At 44.9% G+C, this 18976-nt stretch carries 14 protein-coding genes, 2 tRNA genes and 1 pseudogene; 7 read left to right on the top strand and 10 right to left on the bottom strand.

Going from position 1 to position 18976, the window contains the following annotated elements; all coding sequences use genetic code 11:
- The first annotated feature begins 35 nt into the window (after positions 1-35).
- A complete protein-coding gene (locus A3Q3_RS0102295) occupies positions 36-533 on the top strand; it encodes a hypothetical protein (protein ID WP_020181952.1) in 498 nt (165 codons plus the stop codon).
- Between the two features lie 227 nt (positions 534-760).
- On the opposite strand, the gene A3Q3_RS0102290 is transcribed toward A3Q3_RS0102295, so the two are convergent.
- A complete protein-coding gene (locus A3Q3_RS0102290; RefSeq protein ID WP_020181951.1) occupies positions 761-1036 on the bottom strand; it encodes a hypothetical protein in 276 nt (91 codons plus the stop codon).
- 373 nt (positions 1037-1409) lie between these two features.
- On the opposite strand from A3Q3_RS0102290, the gene A3Q3_RS0102285 reads away from it, so the two are divergent.
- Entirely contained in the window at positions 1410-2411 is a 1002-nt protein-coding gene (locus tag A3Q3_RS0102285) for a GGDEF domain-containing protein (protein WP_020181950.1), read from the top strand.
- 85 nt (positions 2412-2496) lie between these two features.
- On the opposite strand, the gene A3Q3_RS0102280 is transcribed toward A3Q3_RS0102285, so the two are convergent.
- The 7 genes from A3Q3_RS0102280 to smc all read right to left on the bottom strand — a co-directional run bounded on the left by A3Q3_RS0102280 (position 2497) and on the right by smc (position 12670).
- Positions 2497-3018, bottom strand: coding sequence for a DoxX family protein (locus A3Q3_RS0102280; RefSeq protein ID WP_020181949.1), 522 nt, complete (start codon positions 3016-3018; stop codon positions 2497-2499).
- Between the two features lie 51 nt (positions 3019-3069).
- A complete protein-coding gene (locus tag A3Q3_RS0102275) occupies positions 3070-3669 on the bottom strand; it encodes a sulfite oxidase heme-binding subunit YedZ (RefSeq protein WP_020181948.1) in 600 nt (199 codons plus the stop codon).
- Positions 3670-3671: 2 nt separating this feature from the next.
- Entirely contained in the window at positions 3672-4688 is a 1017-nt protein-coding gene (msrP, locus tag A3Q3_RS0102270; protein WP_020181947.1) for a protein-methionine-sulfoxide reductase catalytic subunit MsrP, read from the bottom strand.
- A 72-nt stretch (positions 4689-4760) separates the two neighbouring features.
- On the bottom strand, positions 4761-5672 hold the full coding sequence (locus A3Q3_RS0102265) for a lipopolysaccharide assembly protein LapB (RefSeq protein ID WP_020181946.1): 912 nt from the start codon (positions 5670-5672) through the stop codon (positions 4761-4763).
- Positions 5673-5674: 2 nt separating this feature from the next.
- Positions 5675-7795: an NAD-dependent DNA ligase LigA gene (gene ligA, locus A3Q3_RS0102260; protein ID WP_020181945.1), complete on the bottom strand. Its 2121-nt coding sequence runs from the start codon at positions 7793-7795 to the stop codon at positions 5675-5677.
- 8 nt (positions 7796-7803) lie between these two features.
- A complete protein-coding gene (locus A3Q3_RS0102255) occupies positions 7804-9117 on the bottom strand; it encodes a cell division protein ZipA C-terminal FtsZ-binding domain-containing protein (protein WP_020181944.1) in 1314 nt (437 codons plus the stop codon).
- Between the two features lie 55 nt (positions 9118-9172).
- Positions 9173-12670, bottom strand: a complete 3498-nt coding sequence (smc, locus tag A3Q3_RS0102250) for a chromosome segregation protein SMC (RefSeq protein WP_020181943.1) — start codon at positions 12668-12670, stop codon at positions 9173-9175.
- A gap of 75 nt (positions 12671-12745) precedes the next feature.
- On the opposite strand from smc, the gene queF reads away from it, so the two are divergent.
- From queF to ribA, 5 genes and pseudogenes are all read left to right on the top strand, one after another.
- Positions 12746-13192 (top strand): preQ(1) synthase, encoded by a 447-nt coding sequence (gene queF / locus A3Q3_RS0102245; protein WP_026361699.1) that lies wholly within the window; start codon positions 12746-12748, stop codon positions 13190-13192.
- A gap of 117 nt (positions 13193-13309) precedes the next feature.
- Positions 13310-13385: transfer RNA gene (locus A3Q3_RS0102240), tRNA-Ala, on the top strand.
- Positions 13386-13452: 67 nt separating this feature from the next.
- A tRNA-Glu gene (locus A3Q3_RS0102235) sits at positions 13453-13528 on the top strand.
- Positions 13529-13810: 282 nt separating this feature from the next.
- Positions 13811-13939: pseudogene (locus tag A3Q3_RS14260) on the top strand (helix-turn-helix domain-containing protein); the annotation flags it as partial.
- Between the two features lie 38 nt (positions 13940-13977).
- The gene (ribA, locus tag A3Q3_RS0102230; RefSeq protein ID WP_020181941.1) at positions 13978-14574 is read left to right on the top strand and encodes a GTP cyclohydrolase II; all 597 of its coding nucleotides are present in this window, start codon (positions 13978-13980) and stop codon (positions 14572-14574) included.
- Between the two features lie 38 nt (positions 14575-14612).
- Here ribA and A3Q3_RS0102225 read toward each other — a convergent pair whose 3' ends face one another.
- Complete coding sequence (locus tag A3Q3_RS0102225) at positions 14613-15776, bottom strand: efflux RND transporter periplasmic adaptor subunit (protein WP_020181940.1); 1164 nt, start codon at positions 15774-15776, stop codon at positions 14613-14615.
- Positions 15766-18972: an efflux RND transporter permease subunit gene (locus tag A3Q3_RS0102220; RefSeq protein WP_020181939.1), complete on the bottom strand. Its 3207-nt coding sequence runs from the start codon at positions 18970-18972 to the stop codon at positions 15766-15768. The genes A3Q3_RS0102225 and A3Q3_RS0102220 overlap by 11 nt, the downstream gene beginning before the upstream one ends.
- Between the last annotated feature and the right edge of the window lie 4 nt (positions 18973-18976).

Raw genomic sequence — 18976 nt, 5'->3', positions numbered from 1 at the left:
ATCAAAAAACCACTACATAGAAGAATAGGAAGAATATGAGTACAGTTCAACAATTAATGGGGGCAGAAATTCTCAAAACGTTTATACAGTTTTTTTCTTGGCCACTAATCGTTTTGATTATTCTGTTTATGTTCAAAGTAGAAATTGGAAAGTTGCTTTCCAACATAAAAATGTTGAAAGTTGGCAATCTGGAGATTGACTTTCACAAACAACTAATGAATCTAGGATTCAATCAAAGTCAATTAGAAGTAATTAAAAGTCTAAATGCAAAAGAGCTGGACTTGTTTTTGATGATTACATACAAAAACTCACCCGAATATAGGTTTTCTGATGAAGCTGATTCAGATAACTATGAAGATCGGGAGTTACTTTATAGATTAAGAGATGCTGGGTTAATTACCATTACTCATACAGAAAAAAATAAATTTGTTTATATCTATCAGGCTACACCGAACGGATTAAGATTAAGAGGAATGATCATTAATGGCAGCATAGTTTTACTTCATGGGGATAACAAAGAAGCAAAACTATAATTTTTATAAAACTTAACTCCTAGGAGGTTATTACGCATCGGCAAAGCGGATCATAAATACCAAAATATCAAATAGCTTACACACCTAATTATTATCACTTCTATACATTATGCGAAGTAATGGAATAGCAATAATGTGCCCTACGAAGGAATTATCAATCATTTGAATATCGGCAATTTTGAGTGCCTTTAGAATGAGTTCGTTACTAACAATCTAGATTTAAGTTTTTACAACACGCTATACGTATGCTTGAAACCTTTTGTTGCAGACAAAGCCTCAGCCTTATTAAAAACCCAATAAGATATCAGCCCCTCGACATCAATTAGCAAATCCTGACCGATGACTGACGCAATGACACCATCAACATCGTTCTCTGGTAATTTGATATGCACGGGATCACCTTTTTTTGGTGCTAGTTGAGGTTCAGAAGGAAATTCCAACGCTAGCTCTACAATTGAGCCATTTACTGACTTTTTATTCATCATGTGTGCAAATTTAAGCATATAGACTATCCCTTCTGAATATTATTAATTGGTATGCTTAGTTTAAGTTTTCCATTCACAGATTACTGTCAGCAGATTCACAAAGTTTTGTAAGATAAAGACTACTCAGCTTCTGAGTGTTTTCTGAAATCCCAAGACAACAAGCTCATAAAACTCGCGCCTTATCTTCATTCAGTATCTATCGAATTTATCAGTTAACAATAGTTTACAGATGGGTTAACTGTATTTTACATATAATTAATTTAGCCTACTTTTGTAAGTAACTAGGCGCTAGCAGCACCTTGTAATACCACACAACTTTGCCAGCAGGCTTACTCTAAATAGCCTAGAAACCAGGCATTTAGAACTTTTCTAAATGAATTGAGGCTGAGTAGTGAAAGAACATATCTTGAAATTCTTTAATCGAAATATCGATGCCAACGCACAATCTTTGCAGTTTGAATTTGATTGTATTGCGACAATTTTAAATAGCCTGGATGCCTTGGTATACGTGTCTGACTTTAAGACGTATGAGTTGATTTTCGTCAATAATTACGGTCAGAAAAGCTGGGGGGTGCCTTTAGGCCGCAAGTGTTATCAGTATCTCCAATTTGGCCAGGAGCAACCTTGCAGCTTTTGCAACAACTCCAAGCTACTTAACGAAGAAGGCAAGCCAACAGGCGTGCATATTTGGGAGTTTCAAAATACGGTGACGCAACGCTGGTATCAGTGCCGAGACCAAGCGGTTAAATGGGTGGATGGCCGCTATGTAAGATTGGAAATCGCTGTGGATATCACTGAAAATAAGCTAGCTCAACAAAAGCTAGAAACGATGTACAAAGAAGCAGAAGCGTTGGCAAGGGTCGACCCTCTCACCAAAGTATACAATCGCCGTGCATTTTACGAGTATATGTCTAAACGGCTTGCGCACCTCAAACACCACAATCACACACTTAGCCTTGTGATGGTAGACGTGGATGAGTTTAAAAAGGTGAATGACTTGTATGGGCATTCCAAGGGTGATGAAGCGCTAATTGAGATTGCAAATACGATACAGTCAGAAATTAGAGAATCGGATCAGCTTTTCAGGATTGGCGGTGAGGAGTTTGTGATTGTGCTTCCGGATTGTGATGAACTGAATGCGTTTAACCTAGTGGAACGAGTGCGTCTGAATATTGGGCAGATAGCACTTATGCATAATGACCACCCCATTCAACTAAGCTGCAGCTTCGGGATTACTGACTACTGGAGCACCTCAACAGATGATTCATTTGATCGTTGGGGCATTTCTATTACAGAGTCGTTGATGGCAGAAGCAGACAAAGCGCTTTATTCGGCAAAGCTGAATGGGCGCAATCAGGCTAAGCTTTTTAGCCAACTATCTATAACAGAATGAGTTCAATAAGAGTGTTAGAGTGAAAAAATTAGGGGCGCTTTCATCAACGCCCCCTTCTCTTCAACGCTTGAAATCAGATAACCGCTTATGTGCGTTGTTTGTACACATATTTATGTAGCAAATAATCAACACTGAATTTTCCTGCGCCACTGAAAATCAATGGCACCAATGCAATCAGATAAATCAGCGGTAATTTGTAGTTGCCCAAGCCATCCCCTGCTTTGTCAGAAAATCGATACCCCATCAGCAGCTCACCTAATGAATGCCACTCACTCGGCCAATGCACACTAGCAATCGCCACGATGGTTAATATGAATAATGAAACAGCAAAGAAACGTGTTGCTAGACCAAATGCAATCGCAGCGGCGCCAATAATTTCAAAAAAAGTGGCAACAGCCCAACTGATATCTGGTGGTAATAAGTTAAACGGAAACGGGAATGCAATATCAGCAAACCAATTCGTACCATGCAGTTTTTCAAAGCCCGCTTCTGAAAACTCCCAAGCGATAAACAGCCTCAAAATGGTTTGGGGTAACCATGTGCCGATGCCATTAAGCACTTGGGTCACTGCCTGATAGAACGCGGATAGTTTTGTGATGGCTTGCATGTTGGCTCCTAATCAATAATGTATTGATTGGTCGCAACACTGCGCCAAACCTTACAACTTATTTTTTGAAGCGATGGCTTTGTAATAAACGCGGATACCCAGCAATATGCACAGAACGGCTGCATAGTAAAAGGGCTCTGTGACATCTTTTTTAACCAACCACCAAAAATGCAATATAACCAATATGCTAATCAGGTAAACCGCTTGATGCAGTGTCTTCCACTTACTTTTCAAGCGTTTAATCATAGCGCTGTTAGAAGTCAGCGCCAGTGGTATGGTCAGCAAATACGCCGTAAATCCAACAATCACGTAGGGATGTTTAATAATGTCTTTGGCGATATCCGCCCAAACAAAGCCGTAATCCAGCCAAACATAGGTGGTGATATGCAAGCAGGCATAAGCAAACATCCATAAGCCCAATAAGCGACGCAATTGAATTTGCCAGACCTGTTTAGTGAGCAGTCGAATTGGCGTCATGCTTAAACTCAGCAGTAAAAATACCAATGCCCAAGTACCTGTGGAACGCTCTACAAATTCAACTGGGTTAGCTGTTAAATCATCGTTCACGCCCAACCAAACTAAGCGAAGGATGGGTATAAAGGCAAATACCCAAATCAAACACTTGGCGTAAAAGACACGTTGCGCATACATGACTAAAAGTACTTTCTAAGGTCCATGCCAGCGTACATCTGCCCTACTTCCGGATATCCATTAAACATTTCTGTTTTAATGCGGCCAGCAAACAGGCCAGCGCCAATGCGCTTTTCGGAGGATTGTGTCCAACGCGGGTGATCCACAAATGGATTTACATTGGCATAAAATCCATACTCACTGGGACCAGTTTTTACCCAAGTGGTGACCGGCATTTTTTCTACAAAGCGGATTTTGACAATGGCTTTAGCGCCTTTAAATCCATATTTCCAAGGCGTAACTAAGCGCACCGGTGCGCCATTTTGGTTGGGCAGTACCTCGCCATACAAACCAACGGCCAGTAACGTCAGCGGATGATTGGCTTCGTCCATACGCAACCCTTCCACATAGGGCCAATCCAACACCGGTACACGCACACCAGGCATCGTTAATGCATCGTTAGCGGAAATGAATTCGATATACTTGGCATTGCCAGTGGGTTCTGCCCATTTAATTAGACTGGCCAGCGGCAAACCCACCCAGGGAATCACCATAGACCACCCCTCCACACAGCGCATTCTATAGATGCGCTCTTCCAGTGGTGCGAGTTTCAATAAGTCTTCTATGGAGATGGTTTTGGCTTTTTTAACCGCCCCTTCAATGCTGATGCTCCAAGGGCGTGGTTTAAATAACGTGGAGTGGGTGGCTGGGTCTGACTTGTCTGTGCCAAACTCATAGTAATTGTTGTAGGTGGTGACGTCTTCAAACTTGGTAAGCTTCTCACCCTCTCCATAAGCGGTTTTCTTAAATGTGAGAGTCTTTTGTGTGGCACCAGTTTTGGCTGCTGGCTTTTTGGCGTTAGCATCTGTTTTGATTTCACCTGCAATCACTTTGGTGGCTTGTGTGCTAGCAATTGCACCAGCGATCAGCCCAGCACCAGCGGCTTTAATAAAGTGGCGGCGATCCTCAAACACTTCGCGTGGTGTGATTTCCGATGGTTGTATCTGACTTGGGTTACGTTTGTTGTTGTCTAGAATCATGCTAAATCACCTTAAATGTTAATGTGCTTACACCTTAGTCGTGATTTACAGAGCAGACTTACGGGCTGATAATCATTTTTTTTGTGATGTTTCGATAAGCGCTGTTAAATCAGTCGCTTGGATCTTATCTGCGATAGTCTTTGCTTGCTCAAATAGCTGTTTGGCAGTTGCGCTATCACCTTGCGCTAATTTGGCTTGTGCCAAATAAATGTTGGTTTTAGCTTCGTAATAAGCACCACCATTTTCTTGGCTAAACTGAATGAGTTTGGCGAAGGTTGCTTCTGCGTTAATAAAATCTTTATTTTGTGTATACAACTGGCCCAAGGTGAGATTGGCTTCTGCATATTGGTCTAATGTACCAGCTTTTTTCTGCATGGTAATGCCTTTAATTTGGTACGTAATCGCCTGATCAAACTGCTGCTGCGCTTGGTAGTTTGCGGCAAGGCGCTCATAACTATCCGCACGCTCATTATCATTCATTGCAAGCTTTTCACCCTCTTCAAGGTATTTTAAAGCCATCTCATGATTGGCTAATAAGCCGTAGGTTTCACCTATAAGATTGTAGCTAACGCGTGTGTAATTACGATTATCGTCTTTTTGTGCAAATGCCAAACTAGCTTCGTATAACTTGATGGCTTCTTGGTACTGCTGCTGGTTTTTGTGCAAATTGCCTAACAATAAATTGGCAACTGTTTTGTCAAAATCATTCGATGCTTTTTTATCCGCCAATGTAAATTCGGCTTTTGCTTCCTCTGTTTTACCCATCGCCAACAAAGCACGCCCTTTACACATCATGCCTTGTGCCGCTAAGTTTTTTTGTTTGATCGCGACGTTTGCTTTTGTAATAGCAGACTCATATTGTTGATTATTCAATGCGCTATTACAGGCAATGATTTGCGGATCCACCTCTGCGGAATTGACATTAAAAGTCAATAATAACAATGTGATAACACTTAAATTTAATGTTGTTTGTAGTTTTGTCATTTTTAAAATAAAGCTTTCTGTATGCCTGCTTGTGTTTCGCTTATTATTGCCTGCTCATCTGACTTGTTATCTAGGTGAATAGTTGCAGCTTGTTGTTCGGCATCGGCCAGCAACGCAATCAATCCAGCTTCATCCAGCACGGTGATGCCTAGTGTTAACGCGTTTTCTAACTTACTGCCTGCATCTGCTCCCGCCACTACATAATGCGTTTTTTTAGAGACGCTACCACTGACCTTGCCACCCGCCGCTTCTATCAATGCTTTCGCTGCATCGCGAGACATAGTGGGCAAAGTACCTGTCAGCACAAATGTTTGATTCATCAGCGCTCCAGAAGGCGTTTTTTTGCCTTCGTGTTCAGGCCAAGTCACGCCCATTGCCTGCATAGATGCAATTACTGCGGTGTTATGTGGCTCTGAAAAAAACTGCAAAATAGCTTCTGCCACAATCGGGCCTACATCATTGACTTGCAGCAACTGCTCAAGATTGGCTGTGATTAACGTACTTAATTGACCAAAGTGCTGAGACAAGTCTTTGGCGGTGGCCTCACCCACGTTACGTATGCCTAACGCATAGATAAAGCGCGCTAACGTGGTTTGCTTGCTATGTTGTATCGCATCCACCACGTTTTGCGCAGACTTCTGTGCCATACGCTCAAGGTTTGCCAAAGTGGCGACATCTAAGCGATAAATATCATCCAAACGATGCACTAGATTGGCTTCTACCAGTTGGTCTACCAACTTTTCGCCCAAGCCTTCAATATCCATGGCGCGCCGTGATGCAAAGTGGGTGATTGCTTGTTTACGCTGTGCAGGACAAAACAAGCCGCCGGTACAACGCGCTACAGCTTCATCTTGCAGCCGCTCAATATGTGAGCCACATTCCGGGCAAACGGTAGGCATGACAAACAAACGTGCATGTGCCGGGCGCTTTTCCGGAATAGAAGCAACGACCTCCGGAATAACATCCCCTGCCCTGCGCACAATCACGGTATCGCCAATATAAATATCTTTGCGCCTTAATTCGTCTTCATTGTGCAACGTGGCATTGGTGACGGTAACACCACCGACAAACACAGGCTTTAAACGTGCGACTGGCGTAATGGCGCCCGTTCTGCCTACTTGTACAGTAATATCATCCACAATCGTCGTGGCTTCTTCTGCTGGAAACTTATGCGCAATGGCCCAGCGCGGTGCGCGTGATACAAACCCTAATGCGGCCTGCTGCTCAAATGCATCGACTTTATATACCACGCCATCGATATCAAAAGGCAATGTCGCTCTTTTGGTACCAATACTCGCGTAGTATTCGCGCAAGCCATCTACGCCTTGTTTCACAGCCCGTAAATCGCTGACCGGAAAATGCATATCAGCCAAATACTGCATGGCTTGGCTATGTGAGGTGAAATTGGGCGTACCAATCGCCTCACCTAAGCCGTACGCAAAAAAATGTAATGGACGTGTTGCGGTAATGCGAGGATCCAGTTGGCGCAAGCTACCTGCTGCTGCATTCCTAGGGTTGGCAAACAGTTTGCCGCCTTGCGCCTCTTGCGCTTGATTTAGGCGTTCAAAATCACGTTTCAGCATCAACACCTCACCGCGTACTTCTAACAACGCTGGTGGCTGCTGAGTGGCTAATTTGGCAGGGATAGCGCGTATGGTACGCAAATTGTGTGTAACATTTTCACCGGTATAGCCATCACCACGGGTAGCGCCCTGCACAAACAACCCATTTTCATAGGTAAGTGTGATGGCTAAGCCATCAAATTTCGGCTCAACAGCGTAGGCAATTTTCGAGGTATCCAACGCTTCTGTAATGCGTTTATCAAAGGCAACAAGCTCATCATCGGCAAATGCATTATTGAGTGATAGCATGGCTTGCCGATGTTGCACACTCTGAAAAGCCGAGGATGCTGTGCCACTGACGCGCTGGGAGGGTGAATCGGGTGTGACTAGTTCTGGATACGCTGTTTCCAGCGCAGTAAGTTGGCGATACAAGCCATCGTATTCGCTATCGGAAACTAGCGGCGCATCTAGAACGTAATAATGGTAATCGTATTGTGCGAGTTGCGTTTTTAAAGCTGAAATCTCAGCACTCGCCTGTTCTTTCGTGAGCGCGGTCGTCATTGCAGTACTTATGAGAATAAACGTAAGGCGTGTGTGCTACCTGGGATGATGCCTTTAGCAATCATGGTGGCATTAATGACTTTCAGTTGCTGGCGAATTTTTTCCAGCTGAATATCACCCAACACTTTGCGGTTATCATCCACGATGCTGGCATCCAAGCTTTTGGCAATGTGTTTTGCAATTTGCACCATGTTATCAAAGACATCCGCACTATTTTTTGCTGTGGGAATATCCAGTTGAAATGTAATGCCATGCATCACCGACGATTTAAGCATTTCCGCGCTAAATGCATTGCCTTCATAGTTTTTGATGGCAAACTCTAGCTGATGTGGCTTTACCGTTTGTAGGTGGTGAAAGCGTCCGTCATTGCCTAATTGCAAGCCTTGCGCTTCCACTAAGCCGCGCAATTTAGTGGCGTGGAAACTAGCGCCGTTGTTGGCTAACAAATGAAACCCCACCGTTTTATCGACTTCAATACAGAACTGATCTAGTGACATCGCATTATTTAGCGGATCGCCTGCCCCCTGCCACTCCACATGCGCGCTTAAATCTAAACCAATGGTTTCTACCATGTGTTGAAAGCGATTGAGCGTGGCACGTGTTACCGGCCCGCCTCTATCGGCCAATTGCAGGCTATAGGCTAATTGCGTGAAGTTTTGTTCCGGTTTGGCTTCATCAATCAGAATCCACGCATCATCTGTGGTTAATCCAAACGCAAAAATATGCTCAGAAAATTCTTTAAATTGCGTCTCCAAGCCAACTACTTTGGCTTGTGCGATAGGGATTGCTGCATATAAAAACGCAATCAAATCAATCTGCGCATGCAACTCAGATGGCATGGAGACTTCTTCCATCACATAGGCGGGTGTTTTATCTAGCGTGGTTTCTTCTTTATCAGGCGTGGCTGGCTCATTTTGCGTGTATTGGCTTGTGCCGCCAAACGCTTCAATGTCTTCCAATGCAATATCCTCGACAGATAGCTGCGTATCCGCCTCAAGCGTGGCTGTAGTCACTTCATGGGAAGTATCTGACAAGTCCGACAAGGAGTGTTCAAATACCGGCTCTTTACGCTGTGCGATGCCATGCTGCGAAAATTCATCGATACTCGGCTCAAGTTTCTGCTTAATGGCAGACTTTGCTTGCGCTTGACGTAAGTTTTCTGTGTTTAACTGAAAATCTTCAATCAACACATCGCGCTTGGATGGCTTAAAATCATTAGCGATGCGGCTTTTGTATTTTTTTTCTTGCCACCAATTGAATGCCAACACACCAACCACAATCAGCGCACCCAATACTACTAAAATGATGAGCAAATCTGACATCTACTATTTATACCTAACCATTAAACTACCCATATGATACTCCTAAAAGCCTAGACTACGCAGCTTGCATGCGCATGGCAGCATCAATATCCACGTCTACAACTCTAGAAACACCGGACTCTTGCATTGTCACACCAATCAGTTGCTGCGCCATTTCCATGGTGATTTTATTGTGTGACACAAATAAAAACTGTGTGCGCTCGGACATCTTTTTGACCAAACTACAAAAACGCTCGGTATTACTATCGTCCAGTGGCGCATCTACCTCATCCATCAAGCAGAATGGCGCCGGATTGAGTCTAAACAATGCAAACACCAAGGCCATGGCTGTCAGTGCTTTTTCACCGCCGGAAAGCAATTGAATCGTCGTATTTTTTTTGCCGGGCGGTTGCGCAAAGACTTGAATACCTGTGTCGAGAATTTCCTCGCCTAGCAACTCCAACTTGGCTTGACCACCGCCAAACAGCACATTAAATAACTCATTAAAATTGCGGTTTGCCTCATCAAACGTGGCTTGTAGTTTACCGCGCGTTTCTTTATCAATTTTACGAATTGCATCATCCAGTGTTTCGCTGGCTTGTAGCAAATCCTGCATTTGGCTATCCAAATATACTTTGCGCTCTTTTTCAGTAGCCAGTTCATGAATAGCAGCCAAATTGACAGCGCCTAAAGCGTCAATGTCGCGTTGCAATTGCATGGTTTTATTGGCAAGCTCGCTGGCTTTTGTTTGCTCTGGGAGCCCCTCGGCCAAATGCGCTTCTGCTAAGCCATTTTCTTGCAACCCAGTCATGCATTGCTCAAAATATAGGCGCGCCTCTTGCTCTTTAAGCCGGCTTTGTTCCAACGCATCACGCATCGGGTGCAATTGCTGCTCATTTTGCATGCGCAATCTTTCCTGTGCTTGCAATGTTTGTTCTTGCTCTGCTAAATGATTACGCGCATTAGCCAATGCGGCCTCGGCTAGTTGCTTTTGATTCACTGCCGCCAATAAATTGGTTTTAAGCGTTTCCATGGGCGTCAACGCTAATGTCGACTCCGTTTCGGTCTGGCGGTGTAAACTCGCTTGTTTTTCTTCTGAATTTACTTTCAATTTATCATTTAAATCATTGATTAAATTATTTAATAATTTTAAATTGAATGCACATTCTTGATGTTTTTTCTCTGCACGCTGAATCTCATCACGCAAAGCAAAATACGTGCTTTCGGCAAGTTGCTTGGCTTCCGACTGCGATGCCGCCTGTTGCTCAAGTTGTGGAATCTCCGCACGGAGTTGATTTAAAGCTTGTTGCTTGACCTCAATCTGAGCAACCAACTCAGCTTGCTTGGTTTGCGCTGCTTGCATGTCATGCAAGACGGCGGATTCGCGCTGCACCGCATTCTCATGCGCTTGTTTTAAGCGCGATACCGCTAATTGCGTGGTATGTAGCTCCGTAGTGAATTGGCGTAAGCGTGCATTCTCTTGTTGATGCTCTAGTTTGAGACTCTGAATTTTTTGCTCTTGAACAATTAACGTTTGCTTTGCGCTCTCAACTGCTTCACGCAAACTAGGTAACGCATGTTGAATCGTTTCCAGTTGCTGTTGCCGCTCCAACACGCCTTGCAATTGGTTTTGTACACCATGATAGGTCACGCTATGTGGCGTATAAATATCGCCAGATGCATTCACTAGCGACTCCCCCGAAGTTAACAACGCTAATGCCTGATTGAGTGATGCAGCTTGATCAAGCACATACACACCTGCCAGCCAATCACTTAATACGCCCATCACCATGGCGTCTTTGCTGGTAACCAATGACAACAACGGCGTTAATCCTGATTGGTGCGCATAAGGTTTTGCTTGCTGGTTAGCTGCAAAACCAAGCACCAAAGCGCCTGGCGGACGCTGTTGTGCGGCTTTATCAGTCATGAGCGCATTTAATTTAGCGCCAAGTACGGATTCCAGCGCGGTGCTCCAAGCTGGATCCACCTGAATTTTTTGCCACAAGCGCGCATGCTGCTGCAAGCCGGCTTGCGCCAACCATTGTGATAGTTTGGATTCCTGATTCAGCGATTGTTGTAACTTTTCTAACGAGCGCGCTTCTGCTTCAGCCTGATGTAACGTACGCTCTGCTTCTAACAATGCCTGACGTTGCTGCTGCAAGGCTGATTGATGCTCAAGCTCAGATTGCGCCAGTTGCTGAATCAGTTGCTCACGCGCATGGATGTCGTTCTGTAAAGCTTGTTGCTGCGTCTCATGCGTGGTCAGTTCAGTTAAATCTGGTTTCACCAGATTGGCCAGCGTATGTTGATACTGCGCAATACGCTGCTTAATCTCTTGCTGGCTTTGCGTCAGATGTTGCACATTGTTTTGTTCAATCTGAATACGCTGCCTAGCCTGCCCAAGTGTATGTTGACTTGTATTTGCATGCTCGTTGCCCTGCTTAAGCGCTTGCTCTTTGGCGGGCAGCCCTTGCGTTAACAGCCGCCATGCCTCATCTGCCTGCTTAGCCAATTGCTCTGCTTGCGTCAGCTCTGACATTTTTTGGCTGAGCTGCCCTTGCAATGCCTGATATTGCTGTGCGTTACGTTCAAGTGTAGATTGTAGCTGTTGCAACTGTAAGCGCATGCGTTCACGCGCTTCTTCGGTCTGCTTGAGTTGATTTTCAAGGTTGGCTACTTCGGCGTTCGATTCGTAATAGGTTGCCTGCGCTTGGTTAATGCCTTCACTGGCAGAATAATGCGCTTGGCGCGTAGTTTCCAGCTGACTCTCGCTGGTACGCAATGCTGCCATTTGTGCTTCCAGTTGATTCACCAAAGTCTCTACTTTGGTTTTTGCTTTATCCCAATCACGCCCAGCATCACGCTTTTTAAGTAGCCACAACTGGCCGTCTGCATGCTTTAGCGCAGTTTGCAGCTGATGGAACTGCTCCGCCACTACCGCCTGCACTTCTAGCTTATTGATTTGCTTTTGCAACTCGCGGCAAATGTCTTCCACGCGCGTCAGGTTCTCACGGGTATCACGCAAGCGCAGCTCAGTCTCACGTCTACGCTCTTTGTATTTGCTGATACCAGCCGCTTCTTCCAAAAAGATACGCAGCTCTTCTGGCTTGGCTTCAACAATCCGTGAAATTGTATTTTGGCCTATAATCGCATAGGCACGCCCACCCAGCCCAGTACCAAGAAACAGATCTGCTACATCGCGCCTGCGCACCGCGGTATTGTTGATGTAGTAACTGGAGCCTTTTTCGCGCTCAATCACACGTTTGACTGAGATTTCAGCATATTGATTCCACTCACCGCTGGCGCCACCTAAGCTATTATCGAAAATCAGCTCCACACTTGCGCGAGAAATAGGTTTGCGATTAGATGAGCCATTAAAAATCACGGCATCCATGGCATCTGCGCGCATTTCCTTGGCAGAAGACTCGCCCAATACCCAGCGCACGGATTCCATGACATTGGATTTTCCGCAGCCATTCGGCCCCACCACACCGACACGTTGGCCGTGCAAGTGAATGGTCGTTGGATCCACAAAGGATTTGAAACCGGCAAGTTTTAAATGAGTTAAGCGCAAAGCGTGATTGATGAATATGGTTTAATTTTTAAGCGTTATAATAACGTTTTTTTAACGCAAAAACTGCTCTTCATTATGCACAACGAATCTTTAGGCGCTAAACCTACCGCGCAACCTAGCAAACAGCTGGAGACTTTCCCCAACCCAAACCCAGGTAGGGACTTCCATATCCACATGGAGATCCCAGAGTTTACCTGCCTGTGTCCTAAGACCGGTCAACCTGACTTTGCCATTATTTATCTGGACTACATTCCCGACCAGTTGTGTGTTGAATTAAAGAGCCTCAAGTTATATATGTGGTCATTCCGTGATGAAGGTTGTTTTCATGAAGCCGTGACCAATAGCATGTTGGATGACCTCGTTGCCGCGACTCAACCAAAATTCATGCGAGTAACTGCTAAATTCTATGTACGTGGCGGCATTTTCACCAACGTAGTGGCAGAGCATCGCAAAGAAGGTTGGCAACCTCAGCCACTAGTAGATCTGTTGCAATTTTCCGCGCAATCCAACATTCGTGGTTAATTAATATTAATCGCAGAAAATCATTGACAACTACTCTGCCCGTCTTTAATATTGCGCCTTCTTTGATTTGAAGCAGTTTCAAAGAACCCAAATTTAGTGGTACCAAATAGGGTAATCGGGGGTATAGCTCAGCTGGGAGAGCGCTTGCATGGCATGCAAGAGGTCAGCGGTTCGATCCCGCTTACCTCCACCATAAATTTGAATAAATCGTGTCAGTATTGAACGATTTATAGTAAAATGCGGTTGTTGTAATTTCTTAGGTCCCCATCGTCTAGAGGCCTAGGACACCTCCCTTTCACGGAGGCGACCGGGGTTCGAATCCCCGTGGGGACGCCAGTTAATCTTAAATGATTAATTCGCAGTAATAATCCAATAAATTAATAGTTTAAACTTCAAAGCGTCACACATGGCTGCGTACTGAAGTATAAACTCGTCTAATTAATACATCTCAAGTATATCGATATAAATATATCTAATGTAGCGAAATGGTTTGCACTACTTTCCTAGAGATATTCCTTTAGATTAACCCCATCTGAACTCAAGCATAGAGCGCTAGGTCACTACTCAACAACACCTTCATTAAGCTACTCAAGTAATTTATATGAGCATTTTGAGGACACATTGGTCAGAGCAGCTTATAATCATTGCCACAATAATCAAGTGCAAACAGCAAAACTACTTGGTGTGAGCCGAAATATTATTAGAGCGAAATTAATTAAAATGGGGGCAATCAGCGCTCTCAGATAATCTGACAAATCAACTGGATAGCATATTAAAACGAAATAATGAGCGACATCATTCAACTCTCAACCTCTGATTTACCTACTGCGTTTGGCAATTACAAAATTCATGTATATCAAGACGCAGACACCGATTTAGAACATATTGCACTGGTCATGGGTGACCTAGAAGGCAAACAAGATGTGCTGACTAGAGTCCATTCCGAATGCGTGACAGGAGATGTTTTTTCATCTACGCGCTGCGATTGCGGCGACCAATTAAAACTAGCCCAGCAGCGCATTCGTGATGAAGGCGCAGGCATCATCATTTACTTGCGTGGTCATGAAGGCAGAGCCATTGGCCTACCCAATAAAATCCGCGCTTATGCGTTGCAAGATAAAGGCTTAGATACTGTAGATGCGAATTTGGCGCTAGGACTTCCAATAGACAATCGAAGCTATGATGTTGCAGCTAACATACTTAAATTATTGCATATCCAATCCATAAAATTGATGACTAACAACCCAACTAAAAGCGAGTCGCTCGCATCACTTGGCATTTTGGTCAATCAACTCATCCCGATTCAAACGCAGTTGAATGATTCAAACCAAGGATATCTCGCGACTAAAAAAAACAAATTAGGCCACCATTTAACACTCTAAATGGCGGTTGTTCATCAGGCATAATGCGCTAGATGGTTTTAGATTGTCTTTGCAACATTAACTAGATCGCCATTCGAAATACCGTCCGGTGGATTTTCTATCACACGATCATTGGCCGCCACACCAGAATACAGCTCGATGGTTTTACCAAAATCGCGTGAAATAGTAATCGCTTTTAGCATCACCTTATTATCTGGGCCTACAGTCGCAACGCGTAACCCAGCTTGATCAAAGATCAATGCGCTTGCGGACACACTCAGCAAGCTTGTATTGCTCGGCAAATCCAAATTGACATTGGCAAACCCGCCTGGCAATAACTCACCTGCAGCGTTGTTTACAGAAAGCTGTACTAAAGTAGTGCCAGAGGCAGCATCAATAGACCCTGAAGTAGAGTTAATGATTGCAGTGTAAGTTTTTCCTTGGTGTTCAGGAACGGTAATTTTTGCCTGCGTACCCACTTTAATACTGGCGACATAATTTTGCGGGATATTGACATACAAGCGTAATTTACGCGTGTCAGAAATCTCAAACAACGGGAGTGCCGTACTGCTGCCAGCATTGATCAATGCGCCAGTATCCGTATTTCGTGCAGTCACTGAGCCATCAAATGGTGCAACGATGCGCGCAAATCCTTTTAACGCCACCAAACGGTTCACGTTTGCCTCTGCTGCTTTTACTATGGCTTGTTTGCTGATGTAATCCCCTACTTTTTCGTCCACTTCCTGCTTAGCAATAGACTGTGTGGTTAACATTTCTTGCCAGCGTTTGGCTGTCGTTTCTGCTAGGCTAACATTCGCTTGTGCACTGGCTAAATCGGCTCTGGCTTGCAGTAACTCTTGGTCTAAATCCGGCGTTTCGATTTCACCTAGCAATTGCCCAGCCTTTACTGTCGTACCAATATCAGCCTTCCAGTTTTTTAAATAGCCCCCCACACGCGCGTAAATAGGCGCGCGCGCATAGGCTTCAAACCTGCCTGGCAATGCTAGCGTAGACGCTCCTTCACTCGTATTCACTGGCAAACCGACACTCACTGTAGGCACTGCTTGCTTATCCGTCTGCGCTTTCAGGTTGGCGTAGTGGTTAGCGCGAGTCGTCACGCCGACGACGACAAGCGCTATTGCTACAATAGCCACGAGCACAGCGCTAATGCGCAAAGTATTGTTGGATAATTTATGACCAGAGGTTTTGTGATTAGACTGCATGAAATTCTCCAGTTGAATTGGGTACAGATTGTTTGTGACTAAGTTGATTGTTATAGCGCCTGTGCACAATGCTGAATACGACAGGCACAAAAAACAGCGTGGCAACCGTGGCAAAAATCAAGCCACCAATCACTGCACGACCCAAGGGGGCGTTCTGCTCCCCTCCTTCGCCTAAACCTAATGCCATTGGCGTCATCCCAATAATCATTGCGAGCGCTGTCATCAATACAGGCCTAAAACGCACAAAACCTGCGTCAATCGCTGCTGCAGTAGCATCCCCTAATTGCGTGAGTCGTTCGCGCGCAAAGCTAATGACTAGCACGCTGTTAGCAGTAGCTACCCCCATACACATAATGGCACCAGTTAAAGCCGGTACAGATAATGGTGTGTAGGTTACAAACAACATCCAGACAATACCAGCCAGTGCTGCTGGCAACGCGGTAATAATCACAAATGGGTCGCTCCATGATTGGAAATTCACCACAATCAGCAAGTAAATCAATACGATGGCACCAAGCAAACCATATAACAAGCCAGAAAACGCACTATCCATGGTTTTGACTTGCCCCAATAACGCGACCGTTGCACCTTTAGGCACGTGGTCTGCTGAATCAGCAATGATTTGCCGAATATCTTTCGCCACGGCACCTAAATCACGGTCTTGTGTAGTGGCATTGATCTGGACCATGGCTTGAATATCATATTGGCTGACAACCGCATTACCGGTATTACGCTTAAACGTTGCCAACGCCCCTAATGTCTGTGGTGCACCGCCTACGCTACTAATAGGTAAATTAGCTAAAGCATTTAGGCTATCTAGATGATATTGCGGGGTTTGTAACACAATAGGATAAGACACGCCATTGGTTGGATTTAGCCAAAATGTGGGCGATACCTGCGAACTACCGGCTAAATTAATCACCAAACTATTGGTCACGTCTCTGGTGCTAATGCCCACCTCTTGTGAGCGCGTTCGATCAAGATTGATATCAAATACAGGCCTAGTGCGTGACTGTTGAATGCGCGCATCGACAACGCCGGGCACAAGTTTAATTTTGGCCAATAGCTTGTTGGCATAATCAAAATTATCGGCGAGCTTACCCCCGCGAATCTGTAAATCAATCGGCGCTGGCGAACCAAAATTCAATATTTGGCTGACGATATCTGCCGGCGGAAAAGAGAATGTAGTGTCCGGGAATTGCTTTGGCAAGATTTCACGCAGCTTACGCACATAGTCGGCTGTCGGCGCATGGTGTTCTTTCAGCGCAATCTGTATATCGCCATCCTGCGCACCTATCAGCCCTGTGTTGTTATAAGTCATATTGATACTACTAATCGGAATGCCAATATTGTCTACAATCGTCAGGATCTCATCGGCTGGAATCACTTTCTTTATTGCAGATTGTATATTTGCGAATCGCATGGCGGTATCTTCCACACGGGTACCCACAGGCACGCGTGCGTGCATTAATATCTGTCCACTGTCTACCGTAGGGAAAAAGTTTTGGCCAAGAAATGGAATCAGCAAAAATGAAAGCATGATGACAGCCAGAAAGCCCATTACAAAGATGCGGCGATGCGAGACAGCCAGCTCTAATATGCCTTTATAACCTGCGCGGAAACGCTCAAAGCGCGCTTCAAAACCACGTTGAAAATGCACTAAAGGGTTTCTGGTTGGTAATGTTACGGTGCCATCTTGATCGGTATGCGGTGCATGCTTTTTAAGTAAGTAATTGGCCATCGTTGGTACTAACGTTCGCGACAAAATGAACGAAGTCACCATTGCAAACATCACTGCTTCTGCCATTGGCACAAACAAGAAGCGTGATACGCCTTCTAAGAAAAACATTGGGACGAATACGATACAAATACACAATAGAGACACAAATGCTGGGGTCACGATTTGTGCTGCGCCATCTAAGATAGAGGCTTCAACCTCTTTGCCCTGCTCTAAGTGCCAGTTGATATTCTCAATCGTCACGGTGGCTTCATCGACCAATATACCCACTGCCAGCGCCAAACCACCCAGCGTCATAATATTGAGCGTTTCGCCAATGGCAGAAAGCGCAATGATGGCACCCAATATTGAAAGCGGGATAGAAGTTGCAATAATCAATGAAGAGCGCCAGCTCCCCAAAAACAACAATACCATTAAGCTAGTGAGGACAGCAGCAAGCACACCTTCAAACACTACGCCTTTGATGGCTGCACGTACAAATAACGATTGGTCATTAATCGGCGTAGCAATTAAATTCTCTGGCAAGGTGGGTTTGATTTCTTCGAGCTTGTCTTTAATGCCAGATACGATAGACAGTGTAGAGGTGGCACCATTTTTAAGAATGGTCATCAATACCGAGCGTCCGCCATCCACATGCACGATATTGGTTTGAGGTGGATTACCATCACGCACCTGCGCAACATCACGGATATACACAGTTGCACCATTGACGACTTTGACGGGCAAACTTCCCAAGTCATCAATTTCAACTGCTGAGTTATTGAGATTTAACGTGTACTCAATGCTGCCGATCTTTTGTGTGCCCACAGGCAATATCAGGTTATGCGCGGCCAAGGCGTTAGAGACATCTTGTGCAGAAAGGCCGCGCGCTTGAATCGCTGATGGGTCAAGATCAATTTGAACCTGGCGGCTTTTGCCTCCATAAGGGAACGGCACCCCAGCCCCTGGCACGGTGACTAAACGTAAACGAACCGCATTCAACCCTAAGTCAGCCAGATTCTGCTCAGTAAGGCCTTTGCCAGACAAAGCAATCTGCAAGATAGGGACGGTTGACGCATTGTAATTCATGATAAGGGGCGGTGTCGTCCCCGTTGGCATTTGGCGTGTCGCCACTTGTGAAATAGCCGTTACTTGTGCATTTGCCGTGGCAATATCTACACCTGGTTGGAAGAAAATTTTAACGATACCAAAGCCAGTATAAGAGTTGGCTTCAATATGTTCGATGTCATTCACAGTAGTAGTGAGACTGCGTTGGTATAGCGTAGTAATACGCCCTGCCATGTCATCTGGCGGCAAGCCAGCATATTGCCATGCCACCGCAATCACTGGAATACGAATCTCCGGAAAGATATCTACCGGACTACGTAGCGCAGACAGTATGCCAGCAATGAGCAGCAACAAGGCCATGACCACAAACGTGTATGGACGTTTTAAAGCTATACCAACTACATTAAACATGCTT

It is taken from the genome of Methylotenera sp. 1P/1 (assembly GCF_000384355.1).
Classification (GTDB): domain Bacteria; phylum Pseudomonadota; class Gammaproteobacteria; order Burkholderiales; family Methylophilaceae; genus Methylophilus.
This window is presented reverse-complemented; position numbering and strand designations above follow the sequence as displayed.